General features: G+C 68.2%; 19 protein-coding genes and 1 pseudogene. 4 read left to right on the forward strand and 16 right to left on the reverse strand.

Translation table 11 applies throughout. From position 1 onward, the window contains the following. Positions 1-1,699, reverse strand: a pseudogene (locus tag D1643_RS04305) (ABC transporter permease); the annotation flags it as partial. Positions 1,700-1,758: 59 nt separating this feature from the next. Beyond that, entirely contained in the window at positions 1,759-2,460 is a 702-nt protein-coding gene (locus tag D1643_RS04310; protein WP_160708999.1) for an ABC transporter ATP-binding protein, read from the reverse strand. Between the two features lie 469 nt (positions 2,461-2,929). Here D1643_RS04310 and D1643_RS04315 point away from each other — a divergent pair, with 469 nt between their 5' ends. Continuing rightward, positions 2,930-3,103: a type II toxin-antitoxin system HicA family toxin gene (locus tag D1643_RS04315; RefSeq protein WP_160709001.1), complete on the forward strand. Its 174-nt coding sequence runs from the start codon at positions 2,930-2,932 to the stop codon at positions 3,101-3,103. A gap of 15 nt (positions 3,104-3,118) precedes the next feature. Then, entirely contained in the window at positions 3,119-3,571 is a 453-nt protein-coding gene (locus tag D1643_RS04320; RefSeq protein ID WP_160709003.1) for a helix-turn-helix domain-containing protein, read from the forward strand. Between the two features lie 66 nt (positions 3,572-3,637). Here D1643_RS04320 and rplW read toward each other — a convergent pair whose 3' ends face one another. The 10 genes from rplW to D1643_RS04370 all read right to left on the reverse strand — a co-directional run bounded on the left by rplW (position 3,638) and on the right by D1643_RS04370 (position 13,162). Then, entirely contained in the window at positions 3,638-3,925 is a 288-nt protein-coding gene (gene rplW / locus D1643_RS04325; RefSeq protein ID WP_160709005.1) for a 50S ribosomal protein L23, read from the reverse strand. Continuing rightward, a complete protein-coding gene (rplD, locus tag D1643_RS04330) occupies positions 3,926-4,552 on the reverse strand; it encodes a 50S ribosomal protein L4 (protein ID WP_160709007.1) in 627 nt (208 codons plus the stop codon). A gap of 31 nt (positions 4,553-4,583) precedes the next feature. Beyond that, positions 4,584-5,204 (reverse strand): 50S ribosomal protein L3, encoded by a 621-nt coding sequence (gene rplC, locus D1643_RS04335; protein WP_160709009.1) that lies wholly within the window; start codon positions 5,202-5,204, stop codon positions 4,584-4,586. 13 nt (positions 5,205-5,217) lie between these two features. Further along, positions 5,218-5,526 carry a 30S ribosomal protein S10 gene (gene rpsJ, locus D1643_RS04340; RefSeq protein WP_160709011.1) on the reverse strand — a complete coding sequence of 103 codons (309 nt, stop codon included), beginning with the start codon at positions 5,524-5,526 and terminating at the stop codon, positions 5,218-5,220. A 36-nt stretch (positions 5,527-5,562) separates the two neighbouring features. Then, complete coding sequence (fusA, locus tag D1643_RS04345; protein ID WP_160709013.1) at positions 5,563-7,680, reverse strand: elongation factor G; 2,118 nt, start codon at positions 7,678-7,680, stop codon at positions 5,563-5,565. 18 nt (positions 7,681-7,698) lie between these two features. Further along, a complete protein-coding gene (gene rpsG, locus D1643_RS04350; RefSeq protein ID WP_160709015.1) occupies positions 7,699-8,169 on the reverse strand; it encodes a 30S ribosomal protein S7 in 471 nt (156 codons plus the stop codon). A gap of 111 nt (positions 8,170-8,280) precedes the next feature. Then, positions 8,281-8,652, reverse strand: a complete 372-nt coding sequence (rpsL, locus tag D1643_RS04355) for a 30S ribosomal protein S12 (RefSeq protein WP_160709017.1) — start codon at positions 8,650-8,652, stop codon at positions 8,281-8,283. Positions 8,653-9,849: 1,197 nt separating this feature from the next. After that, positions 9,850-11,139, reverse strand: a complete 1,290-nt coding sequence (locus D1643_RS04360) for a M20/M25/M40 family metallo-hydrolase (RefSeq protein ID WP_160709019.1) — start codon at positions 11,137-11,139, stop codon at positions 9,850-9,852. A 132-nt stretch (positions 11,140-11,271) separates the two neighbouring features. Beyond that, entirely contained in the window at positions 11,272-11,640 is a 369-nt protein-coding gene (locus tag D1643_RS04365) for a hypothetical protein (protein ID WP_236643368.1), read from the reverse strand. Between the two features lie 160 nt (positions 11,641-11,800). Beyond that, positions 11,801-13,162, reverse strand: coding sequence for a putative manganese-dependent inorganic diphosphatase (locus tag D1643_RS04370; RefSeq protein WP_160709021.1), 1,362 nt, complete (start codon positions 13,160-13,162; stop codon positions 11,801-11,803). A gap of 187 nt (positions 13,163-13,349) precedes the next feature. Here D1643_RS04370 and sdaAA point away from each other — a divergent pair, with 187 nt between their 5' ends. Further along, on the forward strand, positions 13,350-14,957 hold the full coding sequence (gene sdaAA / locus D1643_RS04375) for an L-serine ammonia-lyase, iron-sulfur-dependent, subunit alpha (RefSeq protein ID WP_160709023.1): 1,608 nt from the start codon (positions 13,350-13,352) through the stop codon (positions 14,955-14,957). 266 nt (positions 14,958-15,223) lie between these two features. Here sdaAA and D1643_RS04380 read toward each other — a convergent pair whose 3' ends face one another. Continuing rightward, positions 15,224-17,569 (reverse strand): ATP-dependent helicase, encoded by a 2,346-nt coding sequence (locus tag D1643_RS04380; RefSeq protein WP_160709025.1) that lies wholly within the window; start codon positions 17,567-17,569, stop codon positions 15,224-15,226. Between the two features lie 609 nt (positions 17,570-18,178). On the opposite strand from D1643_RS04380, the gene D1643_RS04385 reads away from it, so the two are divergent. After that, positions 18,179-18,538, forward strand: coding sequence for a hypothetical protein (locus D1643_RS04385; protein ID WP_160709027.1), 360 nt, complete (start codon positions 18,179-18,181; stop codon positions 18,536-18,538). Positions 18,539-18,917: 379 nt separating this feature from the next. On the opposite strand, the gene aroF is transcribed toward D1643_RS04385, so the two are convergent. The 3 genes from aroF to D1643_RS04400 all read right to left on the reverse strand — a co-directional run bounded on the left by aroF (position 18,918) and on the right by D1643_RS04400 (position 20,772). Next, on the reverse strand, positions 18,918-19,718 hold the full coding sequence (gene aroF, locus D1643_RS04390; protein ID WP_160709029.1) for a 3-deoxy-7-phosphoheptulonate synthase: 801 nt from the start codon (positions 19,716-19,718) through the stop codon (positions 18,918-18,920). Continuing rightward, the gene (locus D1643_RS04395; protein ID WP_160709031.1) at positions 19,715-19,996 is read right to left on the reverse strand and encodes a chorismate mutase; all 282 of its coding nucleotides are present in this window, start codon (positions 19,994-19,996) and stop codon (positions 19,715-19,717) included. Before D1643_RS04395 ends, aroF begins: the two co-directional genes overlap by 4 nt. A 224-nt stretch (positions 19,997-20,220) precedes the next feature. Further along, the gene (locus D1643_RS04400; RefSeq protein ID WP_160709033.1) at positions 20,221-20,772 is read right to left on the reverse strand and encodes an HdeD family acid-resistance protein; all 552 of its coding nucleotides are present in this window, start codon (positions 20,770-20,772) and stop codon (positions 20,221-20,223) included. Positions 20,773-21,030 lie beyond the last annotated feature (258 nt).

The raw sequence follows: 21,030 nt of genomic DNA on the forward strand, positions 1-21,030 counted from the left end.
GCTGCTCGGCGTCGGCGCGGGCCTGGGCCAGCTGGGCCCGGCCGTCGGCCAGCTGCTGCTCGCCCGCGCGGAACGCGGCCACGGCGGCGCGGGCCTGCTCCAAGCCGGCGCGCCCCTCCTCCACCTGGGCGCGGGCGGGCTCGATCTGCTCCACACGGACCTGGTTGAGCTGGGTCAGGGCCTGCTCAGCCTGGGCGAGCCCGGCGCGGGCCTGCTCCAAGCCGGCAGCCGCCTGGGCCCGCTGGGCCTCCAGCTGGGCGATGGCGCCCGGGAGCGCCGCCTGGGCCTGCTCGAGGGAGGCTATCTGGGCCCGGAGCGCGGCGGCGGCCTCCTCGTCCGGCGCGGCGGAGAGGGCCTCGTGCAAGGCGGCCAGCTGGCCGGGGAGGGCCTGCTGCCGCGCACGAGCTTCGGCGAGGCCGGCGTCGATCGAGGCGAGGGCGACCTGGGCCTGGTCGATCCCCTGCTGGGCCTGGGCCCGGGCTGCCTCGGCCGCATCGGAGCCGGCCTGCCACTGCTGCTCGGCCGCGGCCAGCTCGTCGGCGCCCTCCTGCCACTGGCGCTCCAGGGCGGGCAGGTCGGCCTCCGCCTTCTCCGCCGGGGCGCGGCCCGCCTCAAGCTCCGCGGCGGACGCGTCGAGCTGCGCCTGGGCGTCGTCCATCTGCCGCGCGGCGGCCGCGCGCTGGCGCGCCAGCTCCGCCGCCCCGGCATCATAGTCAGCCTGGCCCTGGGCCACCTCCCGCTCGCCCTCGGCGATGCGCCCGGCCGCCTCGTCCAGCTGGGCGCGGGCGGAGGCGAGCTGGGCCTCGGCATCGGCGCGCTCAGCCTCGAAGTCCGCCCGGGCATCGTCGAGCTCGGCGTCAGCCTCGGCTACGAGCGCCGCGCGGCGGGCCTCCTCCCGAGCGGGGGCCAGGGCCTCCACCCGCGCCATCACCTCGTCCACGCGCGCCTGGTAGGCGTCAGAGCCGGCACGCTCGTCGGCGGCGCCCTTCACGGCGAGGAACGCCTCAGTGAGGGGCGCGTCGGCGGCGAACGCGGCGCGCGGCACGTACATGAACTGCTGGACGGAGCCGGACCCCAAGGTAGTGGCGCCCATGGAGGTGGACGACACGTAATAGGGGGTGCGCGCATAGCCCACGATGGTGAAGCTCCGCTCGGCCAGGGCGTCGTCGAGGTCCTGGGCGCCCTCGGTCACCGTCACCACGTCCCCGAGGTGCGTAGGCGCGCCCATGACCCGATCGCGCGATATTACGCACTCGTCCGGCGCCGCGGGCCAGCGGCCCTCCACCAGCACGAGGCGATTCAGGTAGTCGGGATCATCCGAGGCCACCGCCGACCCGTCTGCCGCCGCCTCGCTCGTGGCGGCGGCGTCGGGCAGCGAGTGCATGCGCACGGCGTACTGCTCGTCGCCGATGGAGGCCATGACATCCGTCTCCCAGGCCCCCATGACGGCCTCGACCCCCTCCACGCCGCGCAGGGCCGCCAGGTCGTCCTCGGAAAGCCCCAGGGTGGACACCACCCGCACGTCCATGAGGGCCGTGCCGTCGTAGTAGCGATCAGCGGCCAGGTTCATGTCCGGGCAGGTCATGCGCAGCCCCGCGTAGAAGCCGGTGCCCAGCGCGACGATGGCCGCGATGGCCAGGAAGCGCCCGAGCGAGCGTCGCATCGAGCGCAGCGTGTCTTTCGCGAAGGCGCCGGCCACCGCGGGCTACTCCCCTGCCGCCCGTGCGCCGCCGCGGCGCTGCGGCACCCGCCGCCGCGCTACCATTCCAGCACCTCGGCCGAGAGCGGATGATCGTTGAGCTCCATGGCGGCCACGCGTCCCTCGCGGATGTGGATGACCCGGTCGGCGATGGCCGTGAACGCGGAGTTGTGGGTGACGAGCGCCACGGTCTTGCCCGTGTCGCGGCAGGTGTCCTGCAGAAGCCGGAGGATGGCCTTGCCCGTCTCGTAGTCCAGGGCGCCGGTGGGCTCGTCGCACAGCAGGAGCTTGGGGTTCTTCGCGAGCGCGCGGGCGATGGCCACGCGCTGCTGCTCGCCGCCGGAGAGCTGACCGGGGAAGTTGTCCATGCGCCGTCCCAGCCCCACCTGCCGCAGCACGTCGGCCGCCGGCAGCGGGTCAGAGCAGATCTGGCTCGCCAGCTCCACGTTCTCGAGCGCGGTGAGGTTCTGCACCAGGTTGTAGAACTGGAAGACGAAGCCGATGTCATGGCGGCGGTAGAGCGTGAGCTCCTTCGCCGAGGCGTGGGATATGTCGCGCCCGTCGAGCACGATGGAGCCCGACGTAGGCGAGTCCATGCCGCCGAGCATGTTGAGGAGCGTGGTCTTGCCCGCGCCGGAGGGCCCCACGATGACGACGAGCTCGCCGCGCTCGATGGCGAAGTCCATGCCGTCGACGGCCGCCACCTGCACCTCGCCCATCTGGTACACCTTCCGCACGTCGCAAAACTCGACGAAGGCCACGATCCACCCCCTGCCCGGTAAGTAAGTAGGTAAACACTCTTACTATACACGAGTTGGCCGACACTCACGACACGAGGCGCCGAGCCCGCAGCCCGTGGCGCACGCAACGCATGGCGCCAAGCCGCGGCGCGTGACGCCGAAACCGCATCACGTAGCGCCGCAGCGCGCGCCGTCACACTCGCGCCCATCCCGCGATATCTTTCTCGCTAACTTCGCAAACTGCTCCTCAACGCGGCCATGTTCTTTTGCGTTTTTCATGCTTTCGCCCCCGAACGTAAACGGCCGTTTACAGCGTTTTTCCTGATAGGACATACAGTATCCGCAGCAGATCTCCGCACGATCTGCCAGCACCCACCCAGAGCCATCGCTCTTACCCTGACGGCATCTCACCCGAGTGATCACATTATTGTAAATTCAGTTTCTATTTATTGCATTCACCCGATTCACCCCCTATGATGCGGAGGAGAACATGACGAAGCGACGAGACGTGGTGCGGTTCTTCACCGAGCATGGGTTCTGGTCGAAGGGCGGCACCAAGCACGAGAAGTTCACCAACGGTAAGGACACCATCCTCATCAAGCGCCATCGGGAGATAGAGGATGCGGTGTTCGAGAAGCTGAAGAAGGACGCGGGCCTCAAGTAGCGAGGAAGTGGTGCCATGCAGTACACCTACGAGTTCGAGATGTGGCGCAGCGAACAGAGCTGGTGCCTCGCCCCCTTCGGAATCCCGGGGGCCACCCAGGGAAGCGATGTGGAGGACGCCTGCGAGTCCGCAGCCGACCTGCTTCGAGAGACGATATGCGATTACCTCATGCGGGGTGAGGAGCCCCCTGCTCCCCGCTTCGGTAATGAGCCCGAGCGCGGCGGCATCCGCGTCATCGTCTCCGTCGACGCCTCCCTCGCCGACATCCCCAGGATGTCGGCCTCCCAAGCAGCCGCGGCGCTGGGAGTCAGTCGCTCCCGTATCTCGACCATGATCGGCGCCGGGCTCCTCGACGGCTGGAGGGACGGCCGCAACACCTACGTCACTATCGCCAGCGTAGAGGCGCGCCGATCCGACCCCCGCCCCGCGGGCCGCCCGCGCGCGGATTCGCATCGCCCCGTCGGCTAGGGATCCCGACAAAAAAGGCGGCACCCAGATGGGTGCCGCCTTCGGCTCTCGAGGGAACTCGCGGGGTTAGCTCGCGAAGATCTCGATGGTGTCACCGTCCTTGAGGGTGACCATGGCCTTCTTCCAGGTGCGGGTCTTGCCGGCCTGGTAGCGCATGCGCTTGGGCTTCGGCTTCACGTTGAGGGTGTTCACCTTGACCACCGTCACGTTGAAGATAGCCTCGATGGCCTGGCGAATCTCGACCTTGTTGGCGTCCTTGGCCACCTCGAAGGTGTACACGTTGTTCTCCATGGCGTCATAGCTGTGCTCCGTGATGACGGGGCGGATGATGACCTCGCGGGGATCCTTGTTCATTTATGCAAGCACCTCCTCGATATGCTTGAGGGCCTGCTCGGTGATGACGAGGGCCTTGTTGTCGATCAGCTCGTAGGTGTTGATGTCGCTCACCGGAACGATGTTCACCTTCTGCAGGTTGCGGAAGGACAGGAAGGTCTCCACGTCCTCGTTGCCGATCACCAGGGTGATGCGCTTGTCCTCCAGGCCGAAGGCCTTGAGGAACGCCACGGCGTCCTTGGTGCGCGGCTGCTCGAAGGGGAACTCCTTGACGATGACGAGCTCGCCGTCGGCCAGCTTGGCCGAGAGCGCGCTGCGCATGGCCAGCTTGACCTCCTTCTTGTTGACCTTCTGGTCGTAGGAGCGGGGGTGCGGGCCGAACACGGTGCCGCCGCCGACCCAGTGGGGCGCGCGGATCGTGCCCTGGCGGGCGCGGCCGGTGCCCTTCTGGCGCCACGGCTTCTTGCCGCCGCCGCGAACCTCGCCGCGCGTGCGGGTGTCATGCGTGCCCTGACGCCAAGAGGCGCGCTGCGCCTTGACGACGAGGTGCATGACGTGGATGTTCGGCTCGATGCCGAACACGGAGGGAGCGAGCTCGGCGGTGCCGACGCCCTCGCCCTTCACGTCTTTGATCTCAATGGATGCCATAGTAGTTGGTCTCCTTGTAACGTAACCGGACTTAAGCCATGCGCACGCGAACCAGGGCGTTCTTGCCGCCGGGCACCGCGCCCTTCACGAGGATCAGGTTCTGGTCCTCATCGATGCGAACGACCTCAAGGTTGCGCACGGTCACCGTGTCGCAGCCCATGTGGCCGGGAAGGCGCAGGCCCTTGAACACGCGGGAGGGCGTGGCGCACTGGCCCACGGAGCCGGGGGCGCGGTGGAAGTGCGCGCCGTGGCCGCCCGGGCCGCCGGCGAAGCCGTAGCGCTTCATGACGCCCGCGAAGCCCTTGCCCTTGGACGTGCCGGTCACGTCGACCTTCTTCACGTCGGCGAAGGCGGCGACGGTCTGGGTGTCGCCAGACTGGTACTCGCCGGCGTTCTCCACGCGAACCTCGCGCAGGTAGCGCTTGGGCTCGACGCCCTGCTTCTCGAAGTGGCCCGTCATGGGCTTGTTCACGCGGCGCGGCTTCACGTAGCCGAAGGCCAGCTGCACGGCCTCGTAGCCGTCGGTGTCGGTGGTCTTCACCTGGCAGACCGTGTTCGGCTCCGCCTGGATGACGGTCACGGGGATGACCGTGTCGTCCTCGGCGAAGATCTGGGTCATGCCGATCTTCTTGCCGTAGATAGCGTTAATCATTCTTCAACACCCCTTACAGCTTGATCTCGATGTCGACGCCGGCGGGGAGGTCGAGGCGCATCAGCGAGTCCACGGTGTTGGGCGTGGGCTCGAGGATGTCGATCAGGCGCTTGTGGGTGCGCATCTCGAACTGCTCGCGGGAGTCCTTGTCCACATGGGGCGAGCGGATGACGCAGTACAGGTTGCGCTCCGTCGGCAGCGGGATGGGACCGGAAACCTTGGCACCCGTCTTCTGGGCGGTATCGACGATGAGCTTCGTGGACTGGTCCACGATCTCATGATCGTACCCCTTCAGGCGAATGCGAATCTTTTGATTAGCCACTTAGCTTACCTCCAATGAAAGCTTCGATGGGGCGACCTAGGCGTTGCCGCCGGCCTTGCTGATAATTTCCTCTGCGACGCTCTTGGGCACCGGCTCGTAGGAGTCGAACTGCATGGTGTACACAGCACGACCCTGGGTGCCGGAGCGCAGGTCGGTGGCGTAGCCGAACATCTGGCTCAGCGGGACCTTGGCCTCGATGACGACGGCGCTGCCGCGCTGCTCCTGGCCCTGGATGAGGCCGCGGCGGCTCGGGATGTCGCCCATGACGAAGCCGGTGTACTCCTCGGGGGTCTCCACCTCGACGGCCATGACGGGCTCGAGGATGACCGGGTTGGACTTCTTCAGCGCGTCCTTGATGGCCATGGAACCGGCCACCTTGAACGCCGCCTCGGAGGAGTCGACGTCGTGGTAGGAGCCGTCGATCAGCTCGACGCGCACGTCCTCGACCGGGTAGCCGGCGAGCACGCCGGAGTTCAGCGCCTCCTGGATGCCCTTGTCGATGGAGGGGATGTACTCCTTGGGCACCACGCCGCCGACGATCTTGTTCTCGAAGGTGTAGCCCTTGCCCGGCTCCTGCGGGTACATGTTGATGACCGCATGGCCGTACTGGCCGCGACCGCCGGTCTGGCGGACGAACTTGCCCTCGGCGTTCATGACCTCGTGGCCCGGACGCTCGCGGTAGGCGACCTGCGGCTTGCCCACGTTCGCCTCCACCTTGAACTCGCGCAGCAGGCGGTCGACGATGATCTCCAGGTGCAGCTCGCCCATGCCGGCGATGATGGTCTGGCCGGTCTCGTGGTTGGTGGACACGCGGAAGGTCGGATCCTCCTCGGCCAGCTTGGCCAGGGCCACGCCCATCTTGTCCTGCTCGGCCTTGGTCTTGGGCTCGACGGCGATGTCGATAACCGGGTCGGCGAACTCCATGGACTCCAGGATGACCGGGGCGTCCTCGGCGCACAGGGTGTCGCCGGTGGAGGTGTCCTTCAGGCCCACGACGGCGACGATGTCGCCCGCCTGGCAGGAGTCGATGTCGACGCGCTGGTTGGAGTGCATCTGCAGCAGACGGCCGATGCGCTCCTTCTTGCCCTTGACGGCGTTGAGCACGTAGCTGCCCGAGTCGAGCGAGCCGGAGTACACGCGCAGGTAGGTCAGCTTGCCGACGTAGGGGTCGGTCATGATCTTGAAGGCCAGCGCGGAGAACGGCGCCTTCGGATCGGCCGGACGCTCCTCGTCAGCCCCGGTGTCGGGGTTCTCGCCCTTGATGGCGGGGATGTCGATGGGCGACGGCATGTAGTCGACCACCGCGTCGAGCAGCTCCTGCACGCCCTTGTTCTTGTAGGCGGAGCCCACGAACACCGGGTTGATCTGGCAGTTGATGACGCCCTTGCGGATGGCGGCCTTCAGCTCGTCGACCGTGACCTCCTCCTCCATGAGCACCTTCTCCATGAGCTCGTCGTCGCAGTCGGCGGCGGCCTCCAGGAGCTCCTGGTGGTACAGCTCGGCGTCGTCGGCGAACTCGGCCGGGATGGCGTCCATGGGCTCGGGGTAGGTCATGCCCTTGTCGTCGGCCTTGAAGTCCCACGCGGTCATGGTCACCAGGTCGATGACGCCCCAGAAGTTGTCCTCGGCGCCCATCGGCAGCTGCGCGGCCACGGCGTTGGCGCCCAGGCGATCGCGCATGGTCTGGATGGCGTGGAGGAAGTCAGCGCCCACGCGGTCGTACTTGTTGATGAAGGCGATGCGCGGAACGCCGTAGCGCTCGGCCTGACGCCACACCGTCTCGGACTGCGGCTGCACGCCGGCGACGGCGTCGAACACGGCCACGGTGCCGTCGAGCACGCGCAGGGAGCGCTCCACCTCGGCCGTGAAGTCCACGTGGCCGGGCGTGTCGATGATCTGGAAGCGGTACTCCTTGCCGTTGTCCTTGCCGCCGGGGTACTTCCAGAAGCAGGTGGTGGCGGCAGCGGTGATGGTCACGCCGCGCTCCTGCTCCTGGACCATCCAGTCCATGGTAGCGGCGCCGTCGTGCACCTCGCCGATCTTGTGGGTCTTGCCCGTGTAGTAGAGGATGCGCTCGGTGGTGGTCGTCTTGCCCGCGTCGATGTGGGCCATGATGCCGATGTTGCGCGTATCCTTCAGGTCAATCTTCGCCATAGTCTCTCCTACCTGTTCCTAGAAGCGGTAGTGGGAGAAGGCGCGGTTGGCCTCGGCCATCTTGTACATGTCCTCGCGCTTCTTCACGGCGGCGCCGGTGTTCTCCGACGCGTCCATGATCTCGGCGGCCAGGCGCTGCTTCATGGTGTGCTCCTTGCGCTTGCGGGAGAAGTCCACGATCCAGCGGATGGCCAGCGTGGTGGCGCGGCGGGAGTTGACCTCCATGGGCACCTGGTAGGTGGCGCCGCCGACGCGCTTGGGCTTGCACTCGAGCGTGGGGCGGACGTTGTCCATGGCCTTCTTGAAGACGGACAGGGGATCCTGGCCGGTCTTCTCCTCGACGATGTCGAAGGCGCCGTAGACGATGCCCTCGGCGATGGACTTCTTGCCGTCAAGCAGGACCTTGTTGATCAGCTGCGTGACGAGGCGGTTGTTGAACTTGGCGTCCGGCTGCGTTTCGCGACGGACTGCTGCTGCACGACGCGGCATGTAGTTCTCCTTCTTGTTCCTGCGCGCTTCCGGGGTCTTTCACGCCCCATTAGGCCCGAGGACGGCCGGCCCTTCCGGCGCTCCCCTTCGCGGACCCGCGCGTCTTAGCGGTTATTTCGGGCGCTTGGCGCCGTAGCGGCTGCGGGCCTGCTTGCGGTTGTCCACCGGCGAGCAGTCGAGGGCCGCGCGGATGACCTTGTAGCGGACACCGGGGAGGTCCTTAACACGGCCGCCGCGGATGAGCACCATGGAGTGCTCCTGCAGGTTGTGGCCGATGCCCGGGATGTAGGCCGTGACCTCCATGCCGTTGACCAGGCGCACGCGGCAGACCTTGCGAAGCGCGGAGTTCGGCTTCTTGGGGGTGGTGGTGTACACGCGGGTGCACACGCCACGCTTCTGCGGGTTGCCCTTGAGAGCCGGCGTCTTCTTCTTGTCAGCCGTCTTCTTGCGGCCCTTGCGGACCAGCTGGTTAATAGTAGGCAAGACTCTTCCTTTCTTTTTCCTCCGTGAGCTTACGTCTTTCATGTACGCTCAGCTGTTGCGCACACGAAAAGAAGCGCCTCCGAGAGGCGCGATGGAGAATATTAGGCCTCTCCGCGCAGCTTGTCAAACGCCACGGTGCCGGGCGTGTCTATAGTCGGCGAATCGCGTTTGCGCAGGTCACTAAGGGAGGCTGACGCGGGCGGGAAGAAAGTTTGGCCGCTGGGCGAAAAAGTTGCGGGTGCCAGGGTGCCAGGGGGTCACACCAAACGTCACACCGTCCGTGCCAAGGGGTCACACCAAATGTCACATCGGGCAGGCGGGAGCAGTGCCGGGCGGGCGCAGGCGGGTGCGCGGGATCAGGACGCCGGGAGCGGATCAGGTGGGGGCAGCCTGGAGGAAGCAAGCGACTCCGAGGGCGGACACGGACCTGGGACGGCGCAAAGCGCTAGGCGAGCGGATCGCACGCAAGATGTGCGACCCGGTCATGCGAGCAGCGTAGGGAAATCTGCGACGGAGCGCTTCGGTGCGCAGGGGTCCTGGAGGTCGATCTGCGGATTTCACGCCGATCGCTGCAAATTCGTTCGGTTTTGCACTCGCTCAGGCAGCGACAACCCCTCCTTCGCCTTGTGTGAGGGAACACGACCTGGGGTTATGCGGAAACGCTACCACGCCGAACGTAACTGAGAGCGAACCAAGGACTGACGAAGAGTGCATTTCCGCTCGAATTTGCAACGAACGGCCTTTTTCGCAAGGTGTGCCAGGGGGTCACACCAAACGTCACACCGGGCAGGCGGCGGAAGTGTGCCAGGGGGTCACACCAAACGTCACACCGGGCAGGCGGCGGGACAGAGCGCAAGTCGCGAGCCGGCAAGTGCGGACAGCGGGCGCGGGCAACAGGCGCAAGACGGTGACGCGGAGCGCGCGTCGGGGCCCACGTCAACGCGTGGATCGTGCCAGCCATCCCGTCGGCGCGGAGGAGCAGGCGCAAGAGAGAGCGCAGCAGGCACGGCGACTCGCGAGAGCGCAAGGAATCCCGACGCAGAAGCGCTACGCGATACGCAAGGGAATCGACGCACAAGAGGGACGCTCGACGGGAGCGGCAACCAGACGCGATGACGCATGCGGCCTGAACGTCTCGCCGGGCAAGGCGGCGGGACCTGGCGCAGCATGGAACTGCCCGCCAGACGGGAAGGCCCGCTAGCCTGCGTACTCGGCGATGAGCGCCTCGACGAGGCGGGCGGTAGCCTCCAAGTCGCGCACGGCGATGAACTCGTCGGCAGAGTGGAAGTTGGCCATGCCGATGCCGAGCGTGACGGCCTGGCAGCCCTTGGCACCAAGCACGTTGGCATCGGCCCCACCTCCGGTGCGCGCCAGGCGCGGCACAAGACCCGCCGCACGGGCGGCGGCCACGGCACGCGCCACGACAGGCGCGTCGTCCTCGAAGAGCACGGCCGGATAATCGCACGTCCACTCCAGCTCCACCGATCCCCCGCCCTGCGCGGCGGCCTGCTCGCAGGCGACCGTCATCGCGTCGCGCTGGGCGGCGGCGCGATCCGGGCGAAGAGAGCGGCACTCCCCCGCCAGCTCGCATGCTTCGGGCACGACGTTCACGGCCGTGCCGCCGGCGATGACGCCGACGTTGGCGGTAGTGCACTCGTCGAGGCGCCCGAGCGGCATGGCAGCCACCGCATCGGCCGCCAGCGCGATGGCCGACACGCCAGCCTCAGGCTCCACGCCGGCATGGGCCGCGCGGCCGTGGAAGCGAGCGCGCATCGTCCAGTGGCAGGGCGCTCCCGTGATGATGGTGCCCGGACGCCCGTCGGCGTCCAGCACGTAGCACGGCAACGCCTCGTCGCCCGCGACCACGGCGCCCGCGACCCCGGCGCCTTCCGCAACCGCGCCGCCTTCCGCACGCCCCTCGCCACGCGCCCCGGCGGCACCGGCACCCGCGCACGCGGAGGGCAGGTCGACCGGCCAGGAAAGCGCGTCGGGCGCGAGGGCCGACGACCCCAGGAGGCTCTGCTCCTCGCAGGTGGTCAGCAGCACGGTGAGGTCGGGGCGCGGCGCACCGGACTCCAGCGTCGAGCGCACGCCTTCCAAGATGGCGGCGATACCGGCCTTGTCGTCGGCGGACAGGATGGTCTCCCCCGCCGAGCGCAGCACCTCAAGCGTGGCGCCTTCATCGGCGTAGGCCGACCCCAGCACCGCAGCCGGCACCGCCTCGCGCAGCACCTCGATGCCAGCGCAGGGCTCCACCGTGTCCAGGTGGGCCGAGAGCGCCAGGCGCCCGGGCGCGGTGCCCGGCAGGCGCGCGATGAGGTTGCCGGAATCAGAGCCAGTGACGACAGCAGAGGCATCAAACTCCACGAAGAACCCCAGTTCAGCCAGGGCCCGCGCGCAGTGGGAAGCCATCGCGGCCTCGCAAAACGAGGGGCTCTCGACGGCAACGAGCTCAAGAAACGTGGACAGCAGGCGATCAGAGTTCATGGGAGTGCCTTTCTACGGAAAACGCGGCCTGACGCCAGTCTAGCGAGCGGCGGCCGCAGCAGACGCGCGACGACGCGGCCAATCGGCCTGCGCGGCCCCGTGCCCCGCAGACACCCGACCGGAGCAAGCCGGCTAGCGGACGGAGGCCGGCCTCACGGAGACCACCTCGTCCAGGCGCACGCCATCAGCGGTGCGGCTGAGGGTCTCGGTCTCCTCCACCAGCACGCCGGCGGCGCGGGCGGCGTCCAGGCGACGGTTGCGGAAGTAGACGGCCCAGTTCACCGCCACGCAGGCCACATTGATGAAGTACACCGCCAGCACCCAGGTGAAGCTGCCGGAGGCGAACTTGGCGGCGATGCCGGCGAAGTAGCCGAGCGTGATGAGCCCGATGAACTGCCAGCTGGTGCCGGCGGCCGTGCGAGCCTTGTAGTTCTTGTAGGCGTTCATGGGCCAGGAAAGGCCGAAGCAGACGAGCATGATGGCTTCCAGTATCTCAGCCATGGGTGACGGATCGCTTCCTTCACGATAATCGGGGCCGTGCGACTCCTATGCGCACGGCCCCGATTCTAGGCCCGCCCGAGCGTCCGTTGCCCAAACGATACGGTTTCTCCAAAGATGACCCGCCGACTCCGAACAGCGGGGCGCCGGCCGCCACGCGGGGCTACGACCCCAGGATGCGCGCGGCCACCTGCTTCTTGCGCGAGAGGATGCCGGGCATCCACACGCCGCCCTCCTCGGGGCACTCGATGTTGAACACGCGGTTGACGATGCGGCGGTTTCCCTCGACGATGAACTGACTGCCCTCGGCCAGGATGTCGGTCACCATCAGCAGCACGAACTCGTAGCCGTGCAGCGTCTTGAGCTCGGCCATGTGCGCGCGGATCTCGGCCTCGCGCGCCATGACCGCCGGCAGGTCCACGGTCTCGTGCTGGGCGATGAGCACGGTGTTATCACCGAACTGGAACTCCTTGGAGTCCGCCTCGACCAGCTTCTCCACCGGCATGTCGTCCTCGCCGCCGCGGGTGCGGAACACCTTCAGGCCGAACTCGGTGGGATCGACGTCGAGGATGCCCGCCAGGTAGTCCACCTGATCGCGATCGATGTCGGTGGCGGTGGGCGATTTGAGGATGACCGTGTCGGTCATGATGGCCGAGAGCAGCACAGCGGCGATGTCGCGCGGCACCTCCACGGCGTGCTTGCGGAACTCGAGCGTGACGATGGTGGCGGTGGAGCCTACGGGCAGGTTGAGGAACTTGATGGGGTTGGCCGTCATCACGTCGGCGATGCGGTGGTGATCGAGGATCTCCACCACGTCGGCCTCCTCGATGCCGTTGGCCGCCTGGCGCGTCTCGTTGTGGTCGACGAGGATCACCTTGCGCTTGGGCCGCACGGCGATGTCGGAGCGCGTGACAATGCCCACGGCGAACCCGTCGTCATCCACCACCACGCCCTCACGCAGCTCGCTGGCCATGAGGTCGTCGGCAGCCTCCCTGAGCAGGGCCTCGCGGTCGAGCACGAGCACGTTGGTGTAGGTGAGGTCGGCCACGCGCTGGCCGAGCGACTCGATGAGCGACGAGGCCACGGCCATGGGGTTGGCATCGTCGCCGTCCAGGGCGTCGGTGGCCGAGATGTAGCGCTCGGCGATGGCGCGGGTGGAGATGAGGCCGCGGAAGGTGCCGTCGTCGTTCTCCACCACGAGCGAGCGCACGTTGAGCTGGCGCAGGCGGCGCCCGGCCTCGAGCATGCTGGCGTCATGGCGGATGGACTCCGGGTCGGGGGTCATCACGTCGCAGACGCGGGCGTGCACATGGGGGAGCTTGCGCGGCGCGGGAATGCCGTTGGCCTCGAGGATCCACGCGCTCTCAGGCGGCAGGGGGCCGAGGCGCGCGGGGATGTACTCGACCTTGTCGGCGGTGCCGTCGCGCTTGGCTATCTCGTTCTTCAGGTACGCGTACCCCACCGCGGCGCAGATGGAGTCGTTATCGGGGTTGCGATGTCCCACGACGATGACGGGCGAAGCCATGGGCCTCTCTCTCCTTGGGTGTATAGGCAACGATTCCGGGGCAGTATACCCCGGCGCCTCCGAGGCGGCCCTGCGATGTGGTAGCTTCATCGCCAAAGCCCCACGTTTCGCGGGACGGACGGCAGCGCGCTCGCTCGCCTGAAGGCCAGGCGGGGAGGATACGACGGCGAAGGCGAGGAACACGATCATGAAGACCTACGGATTACGCGACATCATCGGCCCGGTCATGGTAGGGCCCTCCAGCTCCCACACGGCAGGAGCCCTGGCCATCGCCACCATGGCCCGACGCCTGTGCGCCGCGCCGCCGGCGCACGCGTCCTTCACCCTGTACGGCTCGTTCGCCCACACGGGACGCGGCCACGGCACCGACAAGGCCCTCGTGGCCGGCCTGCTGGGGCTCGACGCCGACGACCTGGCCATCCGCGACTCGTTCGCCCTGGCCGAGAAGGCGGGGCTGGCCGTGGAGATGACCTTCGACACGAGCACCGAGCCCGAGCACCCCAACACCGTCGACATCGCCGTGACCGACGCGGCCGGCGGCATCCTCACCATGCGCGGCGTGTCCGTGGGCGGCGGGGCGGCCGTCATCACGCGGGTCAACGGAGTGGAGGTCAACATCACCGGCGAGCACACGAGCGTGGTGGTGCACCAGCGCGACGTGCGCGGGGTGCTCGCGCACATCTCGTCGTGCCTGGCGCGGTGCGGCGTGAACATCGCCACGGCCAGCCTCTACCGCACGGCCAAGCACGACGACGCCTACACGGTGATGGAGACCGACGATGCCGTGGACGAGATAGCGCGCGGGATCATCCTCGAGCACCCTGCCGTCTACGACGTGCACGTCATCGCGCCGAGCTTCGCCGACGGAGACGGCGACCCGGTCTGCGTGCCCCTGGACGCCGCCGACGCCTTCGAGCGCTGGAACTACGAGGACGGCGCGGGCCTGCTGGAGACCTGCGCGGCCGAGGGCTGCACCATCGCCGAGGTGTTCTACCGCCGCGAGCAGGCGCTGCGCACCCTTCAGGGCGTCACCGCCGAGGTGGGGCCCTACCTGACGCGCGCGCTGGCCGTCATGCGCGCAGCCGCCACCGGCCCCATCGAGCAGCCCGTGGCGTCCACCGGCGGCCTCATCGGCGGCGAGGCGCAGAAGCTGGCTCGCGCATGCGCGGACGGCGCGGCGCTGCTCGACCCGCTGGCGGCCCGAGCGGCCGCCTACGCGCTGGCCGTGCTGGAGACCAACGCCTCCATGGGACGCATCGTGGCCACGCCGACGGCCGGGTCGGCCGGGGTGCTGCCCGCCGTGCTGCTGAGCCTGCAGGACCTGCGCGGGTTCACCGATGAGCAGCTGATGGAGGGCCTGCTCACCGCCGGCGCCGTGGGCTACGTCATCGCGCGCAACGCCAGCGTGTCGGGCGCCGAGGGCGGCTGCCAGGCCGAGGTGGGCTCGGCGGCGGCCATGGCGGCAGCCGCCGCGGTGGCCATGGCCGGCGGCACGCCCGCCCAGGCGCTGGCCGCAGGCGCCAACGTGATGATGTCGCTGCTCGGACTCGTATGCGACCCGGTGGGCGGCCTGGTGGAGGTGCCCTGCCAGAAGCGCAACGCCACGGCGGCATCCATCGCGCTGGTGAGCGCGCAGATCGCGCTGTCGGGCGTGCAGAACCTCATCAGCTTCGACGAGGCGGTGGCCGTCATGGACGAGGTGGGGCGCGGGCTGCCCTTCGAGCTGCGGGAGAGCGCCCTCGGCGGCATCGCGGCCGCGCCGAGCGCCTGCGCGTGGTGCAACGCCTGCTGCTAGGCTCGCTGCATGCGGTGCGGAGCGGGATTTCTGGCCATTTGCTTCGAAATTCCGAGGCACATCAGCCCGAAACCCCCGCCAGGGATTCCAGCGGAGCACACCGCGCAACCGCGACCTGGGCAAACGCCGTTGCCGCTAACCCGTCGCCTTGAGGCTGGCTCGGAATTTCGAAGCAAATGGCCATTTTCGCGCGCAGAAGAAACGCGCCCCGCAATTGCGGGGCGCGTTTCTTCTGGACTGACTGCGGCGTAACCCCACAGGGCCCCCTATCCGCCGATCTTGACGATGGGGGCGTAGTCCTTCAGCAGCTTCTTGGTCTGGCCCGTCTTGGCGAACTTGACGTGGAGGGTGTCGCCGTCCACCTTCATCACCTTACCGCGGCCGAAGGTCTTGTGGTCCACCATGTCGCCGGCGGCGAAGGTCACCGACGCGGCACCCTTCTTGCCCACGTCGCGCGTGCCGGCGCCGCTGCGCCCGGCGCGAGCGCGGTCGCCGCGCCCGGCCGACCCCGACGCGCTCGAGCGGCCGAAGACGCGCCCCTCCCCCGCCTCGGTACCCGAGCCGGCGATGCCCCGGCGACTGCCGCGCTTCTCCCAGCCGGTACCGGAGAAGCCGGACGACCCGAGGCCCGAGGTGCGCCGCAGCTCGGCGGGGATCTCCTGGATGAAGCGGGACGTGGGATTCGACGAGGTCTGGCCGAAGATCTGGCGCTGCTGGGCGCAGGTGAGGTAGAGCTTCTTGCGGGCGCGGGTGATGGCCACGTAGGCCAGCCGGCGCTCCTCCTCGATGCTCGCGGCGTCGCCGATGGAGTTCATATGCGGGAACAGCGACTCCTCCATGCCGCCCACGAACACGCAGTCGAACTCGAGGCCCTTGGCGGAGTGCACCGTCATGAGCGTGACGGCCGGATCGCCCTCGGCCACCTTGTCCAGGTCGGTGCGCAGACGCACCCACTCGATGAAGTCGGCCATCGAGTTGCCGCGCAGCACGCGGGCCGGCTCCTCGCCGGCCGGCGCAGCCGTGGGGGCGTCGTAGAGCGCGTCATCGTCGGCATGGGTCTGGGAGAACTCCTCGACCACGCCCATGAACTCGCGGATGTTCTCCACGCGGCCGCGCGCCTCGTCGGTGTTCTCGGCCTCAAGCGCGGCGATGAGCCCCGTCTGGTCGACGATCATCTCGATCACGCGGCGCAGCTCGCCCTCGTAGGTGCGAGCCGTCTTGAGCAGCGTGACGAACTCCGCCACCGCGTTGCGGGTGGCCGCGCGCACCTCCGGATCGGCCACCACCAGCTCGGCGGCGTCCATGAAGGACAGGCCCATCTCGCGGCCGAACTGCTCGATGCGCTCGATGGTGGTCTTGCCGATGCCGCGGCGCGGCACGTTGATGACGCGTTTGGCCGCGATGTCGTCAGCCGGGTTCACCACGAGCGTGAGGTAGGCCATGACGTCGCGGATCTCCGCACGGTCGAAGAAGCGCACGCCGCCGACGATGCGGTAGGGAACGCCCGCGCGCAGCAGCATGTCCTCGAGCATGCGCGACTGGGCGTTCGTGCGGTAGAACACGGCCACATCCTCGTAGGAGAGCCCCTCGGCGTGACGCCGCTCGATCTCGCCGGCTATCCAGCGCCCCTCGTCGCGCTCGTCGGTGGCAAGGTAGACCTCGATCTTGTCGCCATCCTCCGCAGCGGTGAACAGGCGCTTGGCCTTGCGGTGCTGGTTGTTGGCGATGACGGCGTTGGCCGCGGCCAGGATGTTGCCCACGCTGCGGTAGTTCTGCTCGAGCTTGACCGTGGCGGCGGCGGGGTAATCGCCCTCGAACTCGAGGATGTTGCGGATGTCGGCACCGCGCCACGAGTAGATGGACTGGTCGTCGTCGCCCACCACCATGAGGTTCTGATGCCCTGCTGCCAGGAGGCGCGTGATCTCGTACTGCGCGTGGTTGGTGTCCTGATACTCGTCCACCATGATGTAGCGGAAGCGCTGCTGGTAGGCGCTCAGCACGTCCGGGTGGTTCTTCAGCAGCAGGTAGGCGTAGACCAGCAGGTCGTCGAAGTCGAAGGCGTTGGCCGCCTTGAGGCGCTCCTGCAGTCGCGTGTACACGCGCGCGGCCACCTTGCCCACCGGGTCCATGGCCTGCTTCTCGAACTCGGCGGGCACCACCAGCTCGTTCTTCGCCTGGGAGATGCGGTTCATGAGCGCGTTGACCGGGAAGCGCTTCGGATCGATGTCGAGCTCGGCCATGACCTCCTTGTACAGGCGCTTCTGGTCGTCGGTGTCATAGATGGTGAAGCTGCGGGTGAAGCCGATGCGCTCCGCGTCGGTGCGCAGGATGCGGACGCACATCGCATGAAAGGTGGACACCCACATGCCGCGGCTGCGCGGGCCGACGAGCGCCATGAGGCGCTCGCGCATCTCGGTGGCCGCCTTGTTGGTGAACGTGATGGCGAGGATCTGCCACGGCTCGGCGCCGAGGTCGTCGATGAGGTGCGCGATGCGGTAGGTGAGCACGCGCGTCTTGCCGGAGCCGGCGCCGGCCAGCACGAGCAGCGGCCCCTCCGTGGTGAGGACGGCTTCGCGCTGCGGGTCGTTGAGGGTATCGATGTCGATGGCCATGGGGATCCTTCTTGCCGGGGAGGCCGGGGCGGCGATCCCGGCGGAGGGCGGGCCCCTCGTCCGCCAGGCGCGTCGTCCCGGTCGCGTCGATGGAAATTCGGCCCACCATTCTAACGCCATCCGGACGCAGACGAGGGAAAGCGCGGAGGATTCCCACAGGGTGGGCGCGGAGGCGGCGGGCGGAGGCCCGAGGCGACGGGCTCGGACGACGCGGGCGGGGGGGCAGACGCGGGCGGGGCAGCGGCACGGCGGACGGGGGGCGGAAGCGAACGCGACGCGGGATTCGGACGAGGCTGGGGGCGGGGCGGGAGCGGGCTCGGGCGGCGGCCAGACGGTGAAATGCGAGCTCGTATCCAGCTTCGCATGTTATCCGCGGCCGCTGGCACCCGTCGATCAACGATCACGGCGCGCGACGTTGCAAGCAACGTCGCATCGGTAGCGAACGAGCCCCGTCGCGCGGAGCGAAGGCCCCATACCGCCCGCCAGCCTCGGACAACTCGACAAATTGGCTATGAACGCGCGGCAGGTGCGCAACAGGGCGCCACCGCAAGGGGCCGCGGAGGCAAGCGGACCTCACAATGGGGAGAGACCCCGTCGAGAGGAGGCATCATGACGACGAAGAGAACCGCGCGGCCCCTGCCGCAGGTGGACGAGGGCGCACTGCGCGCGTCGGCTCGCGCGCACCCGCGCGACGTGCTGGCCAACGACGAGCCGGTGGTGCTGGAGTCATCGGCGGCCGACCCGGAGCTGCCGGCCCTGCAGGAGTTCGAGGTGGACGAGGACGGCCCCCGGGGATCGACGCGCAAGCACCCGGGGCTCCTCTGGGGCGCGCTGGCCGTCGTCGCCGTCGCGCTTTTGTGCGCAGCCTTCGCCGCCGCCGGCGACTGGGCCACGCCTAACCAGGCCGAACGCGCCGCCCAGACCACGTTCGAGGAGCAGACCGTCCCCGAGGACCTCGGCGCTAACTAGCCCCCAGCACGCGGCGCAAGGCGCCACGGCGGCCTGCCGCGCAAGGCAGCCCGACAAAGTGGCCAAAAATGACGACCTGACGACAGCGCAGAGCACGTTCCAAGGCGCGTCGCCGGAGTTTTCCCAGGTCGGCGGAAATCGCACGGATGCATCGCGGGCGAAGCAGAGCGAACCTGCCCGATATTTGTCGTCAGGTCGGCATTTTTGGCCACTTTTTGGCCGCGAAGGCGCACAGGAGGCGCCGCCCTACCGAGGCGCGTGCGCCGCGGAAGCCGGCCGTGCGGGTGGTGCGGCTCTCGCCTCATCGCCCCCCAGCAAAAGGACCCCGCCGGCTTCGCGCCGACGGGGCCCCTCGTGCAGGCTCCTTGGCCTTCGCGCGCTAGACGATCTTCTTGCCGAACACGGCCGCCAGATCGCGCAGCTCGCCCACCAGCTTCTCGAACTGGGCCGGGGTCAGCTGCTGCGGGCCATCGGACTTGGCCACGGGCGGGTTGGGGTGCACCTCGATCATGAGCGAGTCGGCACCTGCCGCCACGGCGGCGTAGGCCAGGCTCGGCACGAGGTCGCGCTGGCCGGCCGGATGCGACACGTCGATGCACACAGGGTACAGCGACTGCTTGTGGATGACCGGCACCGCGGCGATGTCCAACGTGAAGCGCGTGGCCGTCTCGAAGGTGCGGATACCCCGCTCGCAGAGCACCACGTTGCCGTTGCCGCAATCGGTGATGTAGTCGGTGGCAGCCAGCCACTCGGCGATGGTGCCGGCAAAGCCGCGCTTGTACAGCACCATCTGCTGGCTCTCGGCGGTCACCTGGCCGATCTTCTTGAGCAGGCTGAAGTTCTGGAAGTTGCGGGCGCCCACCTGCAGACCGTCCACGTAGTCGGCCACCAGCTGGCAGTGGGCCGAGTCCATGACCTCGGTGAGCGTCTTCAGGCCGTACTTGTCGCCGGCGTCCTTCATGATGCGCAGCGCCTCTTCGCCCAGGCCCTGGAAGGAATGCGGGTTGGTCCGGGGCTTGAAGGCACCGCCGCGGATCCAGGAGAGGCCGAGGGCCTTCACGCAGGCGGCCACCTCGTCGAACTGCTCGGCCGACTCCACCGAGCAGGGCCCGGCGTAGATGGTGATCTCGTCCGTGCGCTGGCCGAGATCGGGGATGGGGGCAATCTTCACTTCGCTCATACGGACGGCGTCTCCTTCATGATCTTGAGGATGGTGGCGTAGATCTCACGGAGGTTCTCGTTATAGAGCGGCCCCTCGTTGTAGCTGTCCACCTTGGCGAAGATCTCCTCCTCACGCCGCGCGTCATAGAGGCCCATGTGCGCACCGGGCTTGAGACCGCGGATGACCAGCGAATGACCCGCGCGCTTGTTGAGGAGCGCGACGAGTTCGCGATCGATGACGTCGATCTGCTCACGATGCTTCTGGATCTCGGCAAGATTGCTGTTCTCTTCAGACATCGCTTTTCCTTTCATCATTCAGTGCTTTAACGAGCATGGCCGCCTGGCACGCCGAGACAGCGGGCGCGGCCCTCGTGTGCCAGCCATGATAGCAAAGGAGCCCGCTCACACGGGCTCCTTCTGGAAAGCGAGGAAAGATTTAGCCGAGCGGAAACACGTCGCGCCAGACACCTCGACGACCCCGACGGGCCACCTGGCACGCAGCCAGGCGGCAGGCGCGGAAGCTAGGCGCCGACGTGGCGGAGCTGCTCGCGGCTGCGCCACTCGATGAGCAGATCGGCGCCGCCGTTGACGGCGAGCAGCGCGCCGAGCGCCATGATGAAGGTGACCGTGCTCTCGAACGGGTTCCAGATGATGACCACGCCGCCGATGGCGATGAGCACGCTCACGACGAGGCCGACGATCCACGAGTAGCCGTCCAGGCCGCGCAGCTCGACGGAGCGCACGGCGTTCACCACGCCGCACAGCACGAGCACCACTCCCAGGGCCACCGAGAAGAAGCTGGCGATGACCTGCGGAAACACGAACACGATAAGGGCGCAGACCAGCAGGAACACGCCAGTCATGAGCACACCGGGCTCGCGTGAGTGCCGACCACCCGTACGGAAGTAGGCGAACAGCGACGCTGCGCCGGAGACAGCGAGCAGCGCGCCCATGAGGTAGATGACGGTGGTCACCGTAACGCCCGGCATGAACACGAGGAACAGGCCGAGGGCCAGGAACAGAACCGCCTGCACGAGGATGTTGGACTGAACCATCTTGACGAAGGACTCCATGACGTCCCCCCTTCTTCGAGCGCATCCGGGCCCCATGGCGGGCCCGCCCGGACGCGGGCGAACACCGTACAGCCCGCCAGGATGCATCATACGGGCCCGTAGGGCGCCCGCCCCCGCGCCGCACCGAGCCGGCACAGCGCCGTCACGCACTCGCAAACCGCCCGTCAACCGCACCCCTCGAGGGGGGTAACAAGCAGGGAAAGGCGGCTCGCACAAAACGCGGAGGGGGCACACGCGACGCAAAACGCAGCGAAGCCC

The sequence above is a fragment of the Enterorhabdus sp. P55 genome, from assembly GCF_009911695.1.
Lineage (GTDB): Bacteria > Actinomycetota > Coriobacteriia > Coriobacteriales > Eggerthellaceae > Enterorhabdus.